Here is a 16,636-nt window from a genome sequence, read left to right as displayed (position 1 = left end):
CCGTTCGACTTGCATGTGTTAAGCACGCCGCCAGCGTTCGTCCTGAGCCAGGATCAAACTCTCCGATAAAATCGAAGAACTGATGTCAGCTCTTAGTTTAAAAAAGAAATTTTTAATGACTTCCTTCACTTTGCAGCGAAGGTTGCCTCGCACATCTGGCTTGTTTGCATCGTTCAGTTTTCAAGGAGCACTTGTTCTTTGGCCGCCGCTCGCGACGACTTCTGTATAGTATCATGTTAACCGGGTTACTGTCAACACCTTCTATGCACTTTTTACTGTACTTTATGCAGAAGTCACCTCCATCGACCACAACAAAAATGTTCGCGCTTGTTATATAATTGTCAATCCAATCGTAGCAATCCTTGTGGTATAATAGGAAAATAGTTGTTTACTTTGAACCAGGAGGCAAGACAAATTCATGAGAAATGAAAGTACTTCACCACAAACACCCAAACGTTCTTTTCGCTGGGGGCGCCTTTTTCTCATTATCGCAGTAGTTATGGGCGTCATCTTTGCCGGCGTCGGCTTGGGTTTTGTAACTGCCAGCTATAATACAATGCCTAACTTGCAAAACGACATCCGCCCGGCTGCTTCATCACAAATTTTCGACAGCCATGGCACTCTAATTACTACCGTACACTCCGTAGAAAACCGAGTCCCTGTTCCGTTAAGTAAAGTCCCTCAAAATCTGCAAAATGCTTTTGTAGCTGTTGAGGATGCTCGCTTTTATCAGCATATGGGTGTTGACCCGCGAGGCATTTTGCGGGCGGCTTGGTCTAACGTAACCGGCGGCGGCGTTGCTGAAGGCGGCAGTACCATCACGCAACAGCTCGCTAAAAATGCGCTTCTTTCACAAGAACGCACGATGAAGCGAAAAATTCAGGAGGCTTTTTTAGCCCTCCAAATCGAGCGCCAGTATACGAAGCATGAGATTTTAGAAATGTATGTTAATCATATTTACTTCGGTCAAGGCGCTTATGGCGTACAAACGGCTGCAAGAGTATACTTCAATAAAAATGCTGAAGACTTAACCTTAGCAGAATGTGCTATGTTGGCCGGCATCCCCAAAAGCCCCAACTACTATTCTCCTTTAAATAATTTAAAGGCCGCTAAGGAACGTCAACGAACCGTATTGGAACAAATGGTTAAGTATGGCTATATTGATGCTTCAACTGCACAAAGCGCGGCTGAAGCGCCCTTAAAGCTAGCTTCTGGAAAGACAAACAACGACAAATCCGACAAGACAGCCGCTTATTTTATTGATTATGTCGTCCAATCACTTATTGATAAATATGGCGCCGATGCCGTTTATAAAGAAGGCTTGAAGGTATACACCTCTTTAGATTTGACGATGCAGCAGGCGGCGGAAACCGCCCTTACTCACCTGCCTTCGTATCGCAAGGATGCAAATGGCATTATGCAGCCGCAAGGAGCGCTGGTAGCTATTGATCCGCGCAGCGGTTACATTAAGGCGATGGTAGGCGGTCGCGGCGATGATCAATTTAACCGCGCCGTCATGGCGGAACGTCAGCCAGGCTCTGTGTTTAAAACGTTCACCTATCTAGCAGCCATTGAAAGCGGCATGACGCCGGCTACAAGCATCAGCGATACAGCCGTTTCTTTCGGCTCCTGGTCTCCCCGCAATTACGACGGGCGCTTTTACGGCAATATTTCTCTTCGCTACGCTTTGGAACAATCGCGCAATGTACCTACGGTCAAACTGGCCAACCAGCTTGGCGCTGACAAACCGTTGTATTACGCCCAGCAAATGGGCATCTCTACTTTGGTCTTGCAAGGCCCCACAAATGATAGAAATTTGGCTATGTCCCTGGGCGGCTTAACCAAAGGGGTTACTCCTTTAGAAATGGCCAGCGCTTATGGAGTATTAGCAAACCAAGGCATCCGCTGCGAACCCATCGCCATCGTGAAGGTCGTCGATCGAAACGGCAAAACCTTGGAAGAACATTCACCGCAGCCTAAAACCATCATCAGTGAAAAAAGCGCCTACATTGTAACTGATATGCTGAAAGGCGTTATCGCCCGCGGCACCGGCGCTGGCGCCGCAATCGGCCGGCCGGCAGCCGGTAAAACCGGCACAACCGACAACAATAAAGATGCTTGGTTTGTCGGTTATACTCCTGACTTAGTTGCCGCCGTTTGGATGGGCAATGACACAGAAGGAACTCTAGGGGATATCACAGGGGGCACGGTTCCTGCCGAAATTTGGCGTCTTTTCATGTCCAAGGCGCTAGCCTCGACTCCAGCCCGCGACTTCCTACGACCGCAGGGAGTTTCAGTTCCTCAAGATACAAGCACTCCGGTTCATCTTGACGACAAAGCAGCTGCTGATAAAAAGCAGGAAGAAGATAAGAAAAAAGCAGCAACTAAACAGCCAGAAAAAGCAACAACTAAACCGAACGATACTAAAGCAGAAGACAAGAAAACGGATTCAAAAAAAGAATAGCGACGTAAAGAAAGAGCAGTGCTGCCAGCAAGCAGCACTGCTCTTCTTTTACCCTTTTCCTTATTTAAGCTGCACCAGCGTAGCGCCGTCGCCGCCTTCGGTTACCTCACCAATGCTGATATCCCGAACGCCGTGATGCTGCTTTAAATAGGCCCGTACGCCTTTGCGCAGCGCGCCGGTTCCCTTGCCGTGAATCACATTTACCTTAGTATGCCCGGCCAGCATGGCGTCATCCAAAAATTTAGCCAGAATTTCTACGGCTTCTTCAACATTTTGCCCGCGCACATCGATTTCCCGGGCCACATCCAGGCGTTTGCTCAAAAAGGCGGCGGAAATTCGCGGCGCTGCTTTACTCGGAGCTTCTTCCACTTTCCCATCCTCCACAAGAAGACAAGCTTGCAAAGGCACATTCATTTTTAACGCCCCAATCTGCACAGTAGCTTCCTTAGCATTCCAGGAAAGGATTCTGCCTTTTTGGCCCAGCGTTTTCACCATAACCGCCAATCCTTCCTGCAGCAGCTCCGGTTCCACCGGGCTGCCGGCAACTACCTTGCGAAATTGGGGACGAGTCCCGTCAAGCGCTCCTTGCAGTCGTTCTCTTGCTTGTTGAAAGGCGTTCTGCCGTCGCTGCTGATCTTGCTCCTGCGCCTGTTTTTTGATAAGATTGACGCTTTCTTCGGCTGTTTTTCTAGCTTGTCGCAGTAATTCGGCCGCCTTTATTTTGCTTTGCTCCAATCGCAAGGAGGCTTTTTCTTCTTCTTGGCTTCGTTTGACTTCCCAGCGCCGTTTTTCTTGCTCCCACGAACGCTGTTGCAGTTCCAGCGAGGCAAGTCGTTCTTGATACTCTAACTTTTCTTTTTCAAGCTCCTGCATCATTGCGGCCAGGTCCACATGCTGCTGATCCATTAGTACGCGCGCTCTAGTTAGTATCTCTTCCGCCAGCCCTAGTCGACGGCTAATGGCAAACGCGTTACTAGAGCCAGCCATGCCGATTCGCAAACGATACGTTGGCCGAAGGGTCTGCACGTCAAACTCGACACTAGCATTTTCCACGCCTTCACGAGCATAGGCAAACTGTTTCAACTCGCTATAATGCGTTGTTGCCACCGTCAATGCGCCGCTAGCCTGCAGATTCTCCAAAATAGACATAGCCAAAGCCGCGCCCTCTACCGGATCGGTGCCAGCGCCGATTTCATCCAGCAAAACCAGGTCATCAGCGCCAACTTCCTGCAGAATGCTTACCACATGCGTCATGTGAGAAGAAAAAGTACTCAAACTTTGTTCAATACTTTGCTCATCGCCAATATCAGCAAAGACCTGACTGAACATGCAGATGCTCGAACCGCTGTCGACCGGCAAAAACAATCCAGCCTGCGCCATAAGCACCATCAATCCCAGCGTCTTTAACGCTACTGTTTTACCGCCTGTATTAGGACCGGTTATGAGCAGCATCGTATATTCTTCGCCAAGAAATAAGTCGATCGGCACAACTTGGGCGGCATTAATTAAAGGATGCCGAGCCTGGCGCAAGGAAAGCCGTTTGGTTTCACTGAAAATAGGCTTAGTGCATTTCCATTGCTCTGCCAGCCGAACTTTGGCGGCTAGCAAATCCATCTGTCCTAACAAGCGGCAATTTTCTTGAATGCTCTCATTATCCCGCCCAACAGCCGCGCTTAAAGACTGTAAAATACGCTCTATTTCATTGCGTTCCGCGGCAATGCATTGCTTAATTTCGTTATTCAGCTCCACAATGCTCATCGGTTCAATAAATACGGTAGCGCCGCTGGCTGATTGATCATGAACAATTCCCGGAAAAAAATGCTTATACTCCTGTTTCACGGGAATTACATAGCGGTCTCCCCGCATAGTAACCAAGGCTTCTTGAAAATATTTCTGGTATTCTTGAGAGCGCAATACAGACTGCAAGCGTTCCTTAACGCGCCCGTGAGCCGTACGAATGGCCCGCCGCAGCTTGGCCAGCTCTGGCGTGGCATCATCGCGCATTTGACCATGCTCGTCAATAACCGCTTCCACGGTCTGTTCTAACCGCTGCAGTGAAACAAAACCTTCTGCATACTCGGTCAAAACAGGAACTTCATCCAGACGGTTAAGCAAAAAGCTCCCCAAAATCCGGGCGCTTTTCATCGTAGCTGCAATATTGCGCAGCTCTTCCAGTTCCAAAATAGCCCCCAACGCCGCTCGTCCCGCCCCTTGGCGCACATCGTGAATGCCTCCCAAGGGCAATCTGTCTCCCTGTTCCGCCAAAAAAGCCACTGCGGCGGTTTCTTCCAACGATTGAGCAACAAGCTCTGTTTCTACCTGAGGCTGCAGCGTTTCCGCCAGCTCCCTCCCCAGCGCACACGCTGTCAAGGAAGCTAAGCGGCTTCGAACCTTGTCAAACTCCAATATATGCAGTGCTTTTTCATTGATCATGCATCATGACTCCTCTAAAATAATGCCCGCGCGTAGCGCCAGGCTTTACAGCCGGAGGCGGCACAACCATGCCTTTTTGCAACGCAAGCAGTTCCCGGCAATAATCGGCAGTCAATCGCCGCAGCTCCTCCGGACGATACAACCGCCCATCCAAACGCAATTGCGTTACCCCGGTCTGGCGGAACTGCGTCAGATTGCCACGCAAATCCAGCTCTTTGGCATTAAAAATATAACTACGGCAGCTGCTATCTGTAAAAATCGGGAATCGCTCTTCTTTCCGGTCACGTAAATAGTAAGCTTCTTTTTGGCGGCAAGGCTGGCTGCAGGTCCCGGTATGCAGCTCGCCAATATAAGAACCTAAAGGACAAAACTCGGAAACCATCATGGTTAAACGGCCATGCACTAAACATTCGCCAGCCAACGTCTCCGGCCAATGAAGCTTTCGAATTTGCTCAAAGGTCAATTCCGGCGATAACGTCGCCCCTACCGCCCCCTGTTCCGCCCAAAAAGCAAGAGTTTGCGAATTAAACTGACTCAGCGGCGCATCCGCCCAAAAAGCAAGTCCCGGCGTTTTTTTACGGCACAACTCCCATAAACCTAAGTTAGCCAGATATACGCCAGCTGCTTCTTGCGACGCTGCAAACGCGAAAACCTGTTCCCAACGAGGCAGCTGCCATTCTCGGACAATACGCGGCGTTCCCAGCCAAAGCTCTTTTCCTGCTTCCTGGACAACACGACAAACAGCAGCGTATTCCTCCGGCCCAGGCGCCGGTTTTACAAAGTCTTCACCCCCAAAAAGAATGCAAGAAGCGCCTCCAGCCAAAGCCGCTTGAACTTGCGACAGCTCGCTGCACTGTACGCAAATTTTTTCCGGCCATTGATCCTTCGCGATGCGCTTTTCGGCCTTGAAAGCTAAACTGCATGGCTCCTTGGGAAGAGAAGGCCGGCGATAGGAAACCAGCCTGGCTTCTTCCAACGCTTCTACCGCGCGGCGACGCATCTCGTTTTGTTCGCTTACAGGCACCATCAGCTCGCCCTGCGCCCTAAATTCTAAATTTTGCAGAGTGAAAGGGGTGTTACCTAGACGATCCACTTGTTTGCGTACAGAATCAATTTGCAAAGCATGCTTTCTTGCTGGTTCCGCCAAAAAATCAGTTTCGCCAGTACCTTCATGCCCCTCGTCATCTCGCAAAGTCAAGCGCAGCGGCTGCCCTAGCACCGCCTCTACTACCGCTGTCACCGGTACCTTGCGCTGTTCTTTGGCAAAGGAGCTGCGCGCTTTTAACATCAATTGTGCGTCAAACACCTTAAACGCCCGGTCATTCATCCCCACCGGCGGCATATTGGGAATGGCCACTATAGCGCCAGGTTCGGCTTCTTCTACCAAATTTCCGTTTACATACATTTCTTGCATTGTAAGATTGACACGGCCGCCTACTTTGACCCAAATATCAAGAATATCCCCCTGCCGCAGAGGCTGCTCCAGCTTTAAACAACCTTCCCTCTTGGCATAGTCATAAGCGACAATACGCCCCACCCGCAAGCCGCGATTATTAGGCCGGCGATCGCTCATCATGGTTCGTCCCGGACGCCCTTCTAAATAAGCGGTAGTAAAATCACGATTAAAGATCTGCTCCAAATCCCGTTGTAACGGTTCCAAAGCCAAGGCTTCACCGCGCAATGCCGCATCTAACGCCTGACGGTAGGCAGCGACTACTACGGCCACATACTCCGGCCGCTTCATGCGTCCTTCAATTTTCAAGGAATGAACGCCAGCTGCCAGTAATTGCGGCACTAGTTCCAAGGTATTCAAGTCCTTGGGACTTAAAAGATATTCGCCAACCTCCTGACTTACAGCTCCTTCTTCCGTTTCCAAACGATAATTGAGCCGGCAAGGCTGTGCGCAACGCCCCCGGTTGCCGCTGCGTCCGCCAATAAGACTACTCATTAAACATTGACCGGAATAAGAAATGCAAAGAGCGCCATGAACAAAGGCTTCAATTTCCGCGCCCCCTTCTTGGACACATTGCTGCAGTTCCGCAAGAGACATTTCCCGTGAGACTACGACTCTGGTAAAGCCAAGATCCTTCAAGAAACGCACGCCTGCAGCATTGTGCACGGTCATCTGCGTACTGGCATGCAACGGCAGATTTGGCACACAGTCGCGAGCTACTGCCGTTACCCCTAAATCTTGAACCAAAACTGCATCAATTTCGCATTCATATAAAAAGCGCAAATATTCCTGCAATAGTTTCGTTTCACTGTCATCTACCAATGTATTAACGGTTACATATACTTTAACATTCCGCAAATGAGCATATCGTACTGCTTCAATTAATTCCTCATCCGAAAAATTAGGCGCATAGGCTCTAGCCCCAAAAGATTTCCCCGATAAATATACCGCATCGGCTCCGTTTTCCACAGCAGCGTGAAATGCTTCAACGCTCCCCGCAGGAGCTAATAATTCGCATACCATATATTTTCATTCCTTCCCTTTTAGACAAAACCATCCAAGTCATCTTGAATTTCATTGTAATAATCACTATCATTTTATCTTACCACAACTATAAACCCTTTTTCACTGCTATCTTTTTTAGCTTTGCGGTAAAATCAAAAATGGCAAGCACTATAATGCAATATAGTCTTGTATAATAGCAAAATCATTTCATAAAATAACCTTCATAAAGTAGCTTTCCTCTATCATCCGCGTTATGATAGAGGTTATTATTGAAACTCCAAGGAGGCCTTTTTATGTTAGAATCTAGTATTCCTCTGCTCATTATTCTTTTTTTAGCTCTCTTCGGCAGCAATTACAGTGTCTTTATCGCTGCTTTGATTTTACTGTTAATCAAGTGGCTGGGCTTCGAAGCCTGGCTGGCTCCAGTGGAAACACATGGCATATCTGTAGGAATTACCATTTTGACGATGGCGATTTTAGTTCCCATCGCTCAAGGAAAACTAACAACTTCCATGCTTTTGGACGCATTTAAGTCACCAGTAGGCCTTGTGGCTATTGCCGTAGGTATCTGGGTGTCGCACCTGGCAGCGCAAGGAATTCCGTTTATGAGGGAAACGCCGGAAGCCGTCAGCGCCCTAATCGTCGGCACCATCGCCGGTGTCTGTATCTTTCATGGTCTAGCCGTCGGCCCCTTGATTGCCGGCGGTTTAGTCTCTTTGATTATCAGTCTGGCCGGATTTTTCAAGATCTAAAAATCAAGGTTAACCGAAAAGCTTCACAGAGAAGCACTGGGTTCTGCGCCAAAGCGCAGAACCCAGTGCTTCTTGTCTTTTTATCGCTTGTCGTCATCAAGCAGTTCCATCAATTCCTGATAGTCCTGCTCCAGCTTGCCAAACTCTTCCGCCAGATTCAGCGCCGTCAATACTGCTACTTTGGCTACGGACAGCCGAGGATTACTGCGCGCCAGCTGACGCATTTTCTGGTCAACTGTTGCTGCAATCTTCCGCACGGCTTCCGCTTCCATATCCCCTTTCAGAGTATAGGCTTCGCCAAAAATTTCCACCGTCACTTTGCACTTGTTTTTATCCATCTCGTCACCTGGCACTTTATGCGTATTTCATCTTAGTCATTCATTCGACAAGAAGGAACTAATTCCTTCCCCAGACAAAACGCAATCTTCCTATTGGCGAAGCTCACAGCCAAAACGTTCATGAAGACGGCTGATAATTTTCTGAATCACCGCTTCCACTTCTTCATCAGTCAGCGTTTTATCAGCAGACTGGAAAAGTAACGAGAAGGCTAGGCTGCGTTGATTCGCAGGCAAGTGTTCGCCTTTGTACAAATCAAAAAGAGTAACTTGCTTTAATAAAGCGCCGCCAACTTTACTGATTTCCTGTTCTAAAACACCTGCAGAAATCTCATCAGAAGTAACAAATGCTAAATCCCGCTGCATCCCCGGGAATTTAGGCAATGCCGTGTAGATCGGCAGACGTTTCCACAAAGGAAGCATCGCTTCCAAAGACAGTTCGCATACAAAAGCGGGCGCCCTCAAACCAAAAGCCTCCCGTGTATCGGGGTGCACTTCGCCAACCCAGCCCAGTTCCTTGCCGCCAGGATAAACAATACGAGCACACCGGCCCGGGTGCAATGCCGGATGAACCGCCTTTTCAAAAATGGCCTTGTTTAAACCCAGCGAATGGAGAAGCTGTTCCGCCAAGCCCTTGGCATCATAAAAGTCGACAGGTTCTTGTCCTTGATTCCATCCTTGCGGCTGTCTTCTGCCAGTCAACGCAGCACACAACATCCAGGGCTCTTGAGGCAGCGTATCCATCGGCAAGTTTTTCGGCAAGTATACCGCGCCAATTTCAAACAAGCGGACGTCTTCATTGCGGCGAGCCACATTACGCCCTACCATTTCCAGCATATTTCCCAGCAGCGTAGTCCTCAAAATGGGAAACTCATCGGTAATAGGATTTAACACTGGCACCGCTTGGCGGCGCATATCTTCCTCCTCCAAGCGCAAGGCGTCAAACACTTTGGGATGAGAAAAGCTGAAGGAGATGCCTTGCATGAAACCGGCCGCCACGCATTGTTGCGTGAGCAGGTCCACCAAATCATGACGCTGGCTTTGTCCGCCAGGAGCTACCGCCGCTGCAGGCAGGGATGCTTGAATCTGCTCAAAACCATGCATCCGTGCAATTTCCTCAGAAATATCGGCCATTCCTTCCACATCATCGCGCCACGAAGGAACGCCTAAGGTAACGATATCGCCTTCTACCTGAAGAATGGTAAAATACAGGCGCTGCAAAATTTCATTCATACAGTCTGCTGACAATGCGGTGCCCAATCGGCGATTTACCTCAGCTACGGAAAAAGATACCGTTCTCGGTTCTTGCACTACCGGATACGCATCAGCATACCCGGGCGCAATACGGCAAGCCCCCATTTCTTGAAGCAGCTGAGCCGCCCGATCTAGAGCCTCTGTTGCGCGCACCACATCGGTACCGCGTTCAAAACGACCCGAAGCTTCCGAGCGCAGGCCCAACTGACGCGCCGTTCGCCGAATATTCGCCCCTTGAAAATGAGCGGCTTCCAAAATGACGGTCTGCGTAGCAGCGGTTACTTCGCTGTCAAAGCCGCCCATGACGCCAGCCAAACCTGCAGGGCCTTCAGCGTCAGCAATAACAAGCATACTGGGATTCAGCTTTCTTTCTGCCGAGTCCAGCGTCACCAGCTCTTCCCCTTCGTTAGCCAGCCGTGCCGTCAAAGAAGCTCCGCGTACGCGCGAAGCGTCATATGCATGCAAGGGTTGTCCCATTTCCAGCATAACAAAGTTGGTCACATCCACAACATTGCTGATAGAGCGCATGCCTGCCGCTTCAACCCGTCTAGCCATCCATTCCGGCGAAGGGCCCACTTTTACATCATGCAGCACCCGCGCGGCAAAGCGGCGGCACAAATCCGGGCAAGCCGTTTGCACAGTTACGGTTTCACTTGCTTGGGGTAAAGCCGAATCTTCTTGAACTTTAATTTCCGGTAATTTCAAAGAAGCTCCTGTTAAAGCGGCAACTTCCCGCGCCAAGCCAATAACACTGAAGCAATCCGGACGATTGGCTGTCAGTTCAAAGCCTAAAATAACCTGATTCAAGCCTAGCACATCTTGGATTCCCTGACCAATAGCCGTATCAGCCGGCAGAATATAAATGCCGCTGCGCTGCTCCTCCGGCAGTTCTTCCGAATCAATCCCCAGCTCTTTGGCAGAGCAAAGCATGCCGTAAGAAGGCTCGCCCCGCAACTTGCTGGCTTTAATCGATACTCCGTTCGGCAAGTGCGCCCCTTCTAAGGCAACAGGAATTACATCCTTTTCTTGCACGTTCGCAGCGCCAGTCACAATTTGCAGCAGCTCCGCCGCGCCGACATTAACACGACAAATACGCAGTTTATCTGCATTAGGATGAGGCAAAATTTCTTCAATTTTGCCGACCACCACTTTTTCCAAGCCTTGTCCTTGGTATTCAATTTCCTCTACAGGAATTCCAGCCATGGTTAATGCATCCGCTAATTCTTGCGGCGCAGTCTGAATCGTTACATAATCATTAAGCCATTCAATGGATGTGCGCATGAGTATCCTCCTTTGTACAATTAAAACTGCCGCAAAAAGCGAACGTCATTTTCGTAAAACAACCGCAGATCGTCAATGCGGTATAACAGCATAGCAATGCGTTCCACGCCCATGCCAAAAGCAAAGCCCTGCACCTTAGCCGGATCATAACCGCTCAACTCCAGCACCCGCGGATGCACCATGCCGGAACCCAAAATTTCCAGCCATCCAGTTTGTTTGCAGACCCGGCAGCCTTTGCCCTGGCAAATTACGCAAGAAATATCCACTTCTGCGCTCGGTTCTGTAAAAGGAAAGAAGCTTGGCCGAAAGCGAACTCCAGTATCAGATCCGAAGATTTCCCGAATGAAAAGTTCCAGGGTCCCTTTTAAATCGGCAAAGTTAATCTCTTTGTCAATAACCAAGCCTTCTACCTGATGAAACATCGGCGAGTGCGTGGCGTCATAATCGCAACGGTACACTTTTCCGGGCGCAATAATCCGCACCGGACTATTCGGCTCGCTGGCCTGCATAACCCGCGCCTGCACTGGCGAGGTATGGGTTCTCAACAACAGCTCCGGCGTAATATAAAAAGTATCCTGCATATCTCTTGCCGGATGATCCGGCGGTAAATTCAAAGCTTCAAAATTATAGGAATCTTCCTCTACTTCCGGGCCTTCAGCCACTGCAAAGCCCATACGCATAAAAACCGCCTTAATGCGATCTAACGTCAGCATCAACGGATGCACATGCCCGCTAAAAGAAGTTCGCCCGGCCAACGTAATATCAATGGTTTCTTTTTCCAAACGTTCTTGGAGTTCAGCCGCTTTCAAAGCGCCTGCCCTCTCGTCCAAAAGCTCTTCCAACTTGGCCCGCACTTCATTCACAAGCGCGCCTATACGAGGACGCTCCTCCGGTGACAATGCCCCCATGCCGCGCAGCACAGCCGTTAAGCTGCCTTTTTTGCCCAAGTATTTCACTTTCAACTCATTTAAGGCGGCTACGGTTTGCGCCTGCTGCATCTCCTGCAACGCTTCCGCTTGTAAAGCCTGTAGCTGATTTTCCATATTCCACTTGCCTCCTGTTTTATACTTCATTGCAAAAAAAACAAAAGCCCTTCCACCCCCTCGAAAGGGGCGAAAAAGCTTATTCGCGGTACCACCCTTGTTTGTACTCAAACTTCGTAACGTGAAGCAGTCCGTGTTTACCTACTTAAATTCAAAATCGTTCAATAAACAAGGCTCCAGAGCGAACTTCTGACAGCGAAAATACAGCGTGCTTGCAGTCCATGGCAACGCCTCCCTGAAGAATTCTCCTCTGCATACTTTCTCCTTCATCACCAGCACTATTCAATTTGTTCCCAAGCCGAATATAACCGCTTTTTATTGCAATAAAAGGCGGCGGTACAGGAGATACGTGGCAATGGACCCAGTTGCTTCAAATACTTTCCATAGCATATCGGTGGTCATCATCTTGAGACCCTCCCTGCTCCTGTTCAGCATGCTCTCAGGAAATTTCTTGTTGTCATTATACCATACTAAACTCAGCTCTGACAAGCCAACTCCAGTCTTAACCAAGGGCTTTCTCTAAAAATACAAAAAACGAATTTATCAAATTTTATTTCTTAGCTCAGCCTCTGCCGCATCGCTTCATAGAGAAGCAACGAGCCAGCCATAGCCACATTTAAAGACTCCATACCTCCCGGCATGGGAATAAAAACAGCGCCATCCGCTTCTTTTTGCCAAAAATCCGACGCCCCTTCTCCTTCGTTGCCCAAAAGAAGCAAATGCCTTGCTTGCAAATCAGCCTGATAACTTGGTCGGCCTCCTTCAAGCGCGGCTACCCACAAAGCAAGTTTCTGTTCTTTGCGAAGACGATTCAAATACTCCGGCTGTATTTTCTGCACGACAGGCAGACGAAATACAGCCCCCATACCGGCACGCACCGCTTTACTGCTAAAGGCGTCTGTAGTCCCCTCTAATAAAATAGCCCCCGCTGCGCCTAATGCTGCAGCTGTACGCAACAAAGCACCGACATTCCCCGGATCCTGCACTCGATCCAAGACCAAAAGCGGCCCGCCTCCCGGCATAGTCAGAACCTGCTCAAGTTCCCAATGTTTTTGACGCACGACTGCTATAATCCCTTGGGGAGTCTGCGTGTCGCCGAGCTTGCGCAACAGTTCTCCTGAAACTTGCAGCAACCGCCCATACGGCTGTTGGCGCTTTCGCAGCAGCTCTTCCAGCTGCGTCTTTTGTCCATAATCTTCTGCTGCAACAAGAAATAGCAATTCCCAATCCGATTGCAGCGCCTCTTGTACCGCTCGCGTGCCTTCAACGATAAACAAGCCGCTCTCGTCCCGCCTTTTACGCTGTTGCAAGGAGCGAATTTGTTTCAGTTGTTCATTGGCAGCACTATTGATCGTTTCCCAAAACAAAGTCATTCAAGTTCCTCCAAGCGCTGAACGCCCCGATTCGCACCAACAACAAAGATTACATCTTTTTCCATAATTTTCTCTGTTGGTTGCGGCGGCACCAATAATTGATCTCCTCGGCGTATCGCCACCACATTAACCTCATAACGACCGCGCAAATCCGTTTCCACCAAATTTTTCCCCACCAAAGCTTTAGGCGCCGTTACTTCAACAATGCTATACTCAGGAGATAGTTCAATGTATTCCAAGACATTGCTGGATACCAAATTATGCGCCACCCTCTGTCCCATATCCCGTTCTGGATAAACCACCCTGTCAGCGCCAATTTTTTCCAACATTTTACCGTGGAGGGGATTTTTGGCTTTAGCAACAATATGAGGTACGCCCAACTCTTTAAGTTGCAGCGTTGTCATCAAATTAGCCTGCACATCCGCACCAATGGCTACGACAACTACATCAAAATTTCGAATGCCCAAAGCTTTCAATGTATCCTCATCGGTAGTATCCGCCTGCATAACATGGGTCACTTCATCGCTAAAATCCTGAACCCGCGTTTCATCCGCATCAACCGCCAAAACCTCATAGCCCATTTGATACAACGTCTTGGCTACACTAGTGCCAAAACGCCCCAAGCCAATAATCGCAAACTGTTTTTTCTTCATTTCATGCCTCGTTTCCAGATTCTACTTGCTTTCTTAACCGATAATAAACTTTCCTTCCGGGTAACGCACCATATGTTTGTTTTTTCGCGAACGCAATGTCAACGCCATTACCAGGGTCACTGGCCCTACCCTGCCGGCAAACATCGTTAAAATCAACCAAAGTTTGCCATGCTCCGATAGTCCCGGCGTAATGCCTGTTGTCAATCCCACCGTACCGAAAGCGGAAACAACCTCAAAAAGCAAATTCAAAAAAGGAACGTTTTCGGAAATACTCAGCATCATGGTAACAAAACAAACTAACGATGCGGAAATAAATACTACAGTAAAAGCCTTATAGATGACTCCGTGAGGAATACGCCGTTCAAACAGCTCTGCATCCTCTCTGCCGCGCATCATCGCCCAGATAGAAGCTAAGAGAACCCCCAACGTCGAGGTCTTGATACCGCCGCCTGTAGAAGAAGGAGAAGCGCCCACAAACATCAAGATAATCAATAAAAACAAAGTTTCCGGCCCTAATGTGTCCAACGGCAAAGTATTATATCCGGCGGTTCTTGCCGAAACCGCCTGAAAATAGCTGCTGAGAATTTTATCCGGCCAAGAGAGCGGTCCCATGCCTGCAGGATTCGCATGTTCAAACGCTAAAATTCCCAGCGTGCCAAGCACCAGCAATGAAGCCGACATCACAATAACAATCCTTGAATGCACGGTCAATTTAGCAAATGAGCGCTGATTCCAAGCGTCTGCAATAACCATAAACCCAATCCCACCCAGAATAATTAACGTAGACACCGTTAAATTTATAGACAGATCAGACACATAGGCAGTCAGGCTGCCGTAATTACCAAACAAATCAAAACCGGCATTACAGAATGAAGATACCGCATGCCAATAGCCGTAATATATGCCAATCGGCCCAAACTCGCCATACCAGCGCCAGGCTAAAATCGTACCGCCAATGAATTCAATCAACAATGTCAACTTAATGACGTACAAAGCCAAACGCACCACGCCGGACATAGTAATTTGGTTTAATGCTTCTTGCAAAATCAAACGTTCCCGCAAATGAATGCGCTTACCAAGCATAATGCCCATTAAGGTTGTCATGGTCATAATACCTAAGCCGCCGATTTGAATCAAGAAAATAATAACAAGCTGTCCAAATAAAGAAAAATGAGTCCCCGTATCTACTACCACCAAGCCAGTCACGCAAACAGCCGACGTCGCTGTAAATAAAGCGTCAACAAAAGAAGTCCCATTCCCCGACGCTGTAGCTTGCGGAAGCATTAACACAAAACTTCCCAATAAAATCAACCCTGCAAAACCAAGAACCAAAATTTGATATGGCGTCAATGTCCATTCTTTTAACAAAGGTTGATTGTAAAATGAAGTTGAACACTTAAGAAAAAAGTCCATGGTGACTTTTCCTCGTATGGTAGAATGGAGTTCTCACACAACCATCACCAACGAGGAGGCAATCACTATGGACTGCCATGATTATATCATACAAGAGCCAGAACGCAAGCGCGGCCAGCACTTAGGGAAAGAAGAACGAGGTGCTATTCAGCACCTAAATAAGCAGGGCTATTCATTACGCAAGATCGCTCAAGCCATCAATTGCTCGCCAAGTACGGTTATGAACGAGCTGCGCCGGGGAACGCCGCTGCGCAAAAGCAACAGAGGTCGTGCGCCTGAATACAACGCTAAACGAGGTCATGCGGTCTACAAGGCTAACCGAACACGCTGCAAGAAAAGGCATCGTATAGTGGAGTGCTCGGCCTTTGTTAAATGGCTAGTAAAAATGGTTCGCAGCCATACGTGGTCCATAGATGCTTGTGTAGGCCATGCAAAGCTTCATAACAAATTCCCTAAAGAGCAGCTGGTGTGTACCAAAACGCTATACAACGAACTGGCATCCGGCAACTTGCCTCTATCACTTTTTGACGTGCCGGAATTGCTTAAACGCAAGCGCAGAAAGGTCAAAAGCCATGAACATAAACGCCTGAAAGGCCGTAGCATCGATGAGCGCCCCGCTATTGTTGCGGAACGCACCGAGTTAGGACATTGGGAAGCCGACACAGTGGTCGGCCTGCGCAATGGCAAGGAAGCTGTCGTTTTGACACTGATCGAACGCGTCACAGACCATTATCTTGCCATTCACATTCCCGGAAAAACAAGCGTGGCCGTGATGAATGCCATGAGGCAACTATACAGTGAATATGGCAACCAGTTCAGTACTATCTTCAAAACAATCACCACCGACAACGGTTCTGAATTTGAAGACTTTGCAGACGTTCAGCAATGGGGCACGAAAGTTTTCTTTGCTCATCCTTACTCGTCTTGGGAGAGAGCCATAAACGAAAGGCATAACGGTCTCTTGCGCAGGTACATTCCCAAAGGCACGTCTATAGAGAGGTATACTCCCGAAGAGGTGAAGGGCTTTGCTGATGAAATAAACGCTCTTCCACGCAAGCGCCTCGGTTATCGAACTCCAGACGACCTTTTCGAAGACTTTCTTGACTCTATTTATGCTGCTTAATTTAAACTACTGTTCTACTTTACCAAAGTGTTCAACTTGCACTTGCAATTTGCG

General features: G+C 48.7%; 12 protein-coding genes and 1 rRNA gene. 3 read left to right on the top strand and 10 right to left on the bottom strand.

Annotated elements, in window-relative coordinates:
* Positions 1-69 (bottom strand): 16S ribosomal RNA (locus C508_RS0116725); the annotation flags it as partial.
* Between the two features lie 349 nt (positions 70-418).
* On the opposite strand from C508_RS0116725, the gene C508_RS19085 reads away from it, so the two are divergent.
* Positions 419-2,464 carry a transglycosylase domain-containing protein gene (locus C508_RS19085; protein ID WP_018704722.1) on the top strand — a complete coding sequence of 682 codons (2,046 nt, stop codon included), beginning with the start codon at positions 419-421 and terminating at the stop codon, positions 2,462-2,464.
* Positions 2,465-2,524: 60 nt separating this feature from the next.
* Here the strand turns inward: C508_RS19085 and C508_RS0116715 are convergent, their stop codons facing one another.
* Together C508_RS0116715 and C508_RS0116710 are read right to left on the bottom strand one after the other, a co-directional pair.
* Positions 2,525-4,897 carry an endonuclease MutS2 gene (locus C508_RS0116715; RefSeq protein ID WP_018704721.1) on the bottom strand — a complete coding sequence of 791 codons (2,373 nt, stop codon included), beginning with the start codon at positions 4,895-4,897 and terminating at the stop codon, positions 2,525-2,527.
* Positions 4,887-7,373 carry a U32 family peptidase gene (locus tag C508_RS0116710; RefSeq protein ID WP_018704720.1) on the bottom strand — a complete coding sequence of 829 codons (2,487 nt, stop codon included), beginning with the start codon at positions 7,371-7,373 and terminating at the stop codon, positions 4,887-4,889. Before C508_RS0116710 ends, C508_RS0116715 begins: the two co-directional genes overlap by 11 nt.
* A 275-nt stretch (positions 7,374-7,648) precedes the next feature.
* Here C508_RS0116710 and C508_RS0116705 point away from each other — a divergent pair, with 275 nt between their 5' ends.
* Positions 7,649-8,107, top strand: coding sequence for a DUF441 domain-containing protein (locus C508_RS0116705; protein WP_018704719.1), 459 nt, complete (start codon positions 7,649-7,651; stop codon positions 8,105-8,107).
* An 80-nt stretch (positions 8,108-8,187) separates the two neighbouring features.
* Here C508_RS0116705 and zapA read toward each other — a convergent pair whose 3' ends face one another.
* The 7 genes from zapA to C508_RS0116670 all read right to left on the bottom strand — a co-directional run bounded on the left by zapA (position 8,188) and on the right by C508_RS0116670 (position 15,459).
* On the bottom strand, positions 8,188-8,445 hold the full coding sequence (zapA, locus tag C508_RS0116700; RefSeq protein ID WP_018704718.1) for a cell division protein ZapA: 258 nt from the start codon (positions 8,443-8,445) through the stop codon (positions 8,188-8,190).
* A 90-nt stretch (positions 8,446-8,535) separates the two neighbouring features.
* Positions 8,536-10,977, bottom strand: a complete 2,442-nt coding sequence (gene pheT / locus C508_RS0116695; RefSeq protein ID WP_018704717.1) for a phenylalanine--tRNA ligase subunit beta — start codon at positions 10,975-10,977, stop codon at positions 8,536-8,538.
* Positions 10,978-10,997: 20 nt separating this feature from the next.
* Positions 10,998-12,020, bottom strand: coding sequence for a phenylalanine--tRNA ligase subunit alpha (gene pheS / locus C508_RS0116690; RefSeq protein ID WP_018704716.1), 1,023 nt, complete (start codon positions 12,018-12,020; stop codon positions 10,998-11,000).
* 315 nt (positions 12,021-12,335) lie between these two features.
* Complete coding sequence (locus C508_RS20460) at positions 12,336-12,425, bottom strand: YqzL family protein (protein WP_018704715.1); 90 nt, start codon at positions 12,423-12,425, stop codon at positions 12,336-12,338.
* A gap of 152 nt (positions 12,426-12,577) precedes the next feature.
* A complete protein-coding gene (locus C508_RS0116680) occupies positions 12,578-13,393 on the bottom strand; it encodes a TrmH family RNA methyltransferase (RefSeq protein ID WP_018704714.1) in 816 nt (271 codons plus the stop codon).
* Positions 13,390-14,046, bottom strand: a complete 657-nt coding sequence (locus tag C508_RS0116675; protein ID WP_018704713.1) for a potassium channel family protein — start codon at positions 14,044-14,046, stop codon at positions 13,390-13,392. Before C508_RS0116675 ends, C508_RS0116680 begins: the two co-directional genes overlap by 4 nt.
* Positions 14,047-14,079: 33 nt before the next feature.
* Positions 14,080-15,459, bottom strand: coding sequence for a TrkH family potassium uptake protein (locus C508_RS0116670; RefSeq protein WP_018704712.1), 1,380 nt, complete (start codon positions 15,457-15,459; stop codon positions 14,080-14,082).
* A 67-nt stretch (positions 15,460-15,526) separates the two neighbouring features.
* Here C508_RS0116670 and C508_RS0116665 point away from each other — a divergent pair, with 67 nt between their 5' ends.
* Positions 15,527-16,582, top strand: a complete 1,056-nt coding sequence (locus C508_RS0116665; protein ID WP_018703490.1) for an IS30 family transposase — start codon at positions 15,527-15,529, stop codon at positions 16,580-16,582.
* Positions 16,583-16,636: the final 54 nt, after the last annotated feature.

This window comes from Anaeromusa acidaminophila DSM 3853, from assembly GCF_000374545.1.
Lineage (GTDB): Bacteria > Bacillota > Negativicutes > Anaeromusales > Anaeromusaceae > Anaeromusa > Anaeromusa acidaminophila.
The sequence above is the reverse complement of the archived record's forward strand: the minus strand, read 5'-3'. Positions and strand labels throughout refer to the sequence as shown.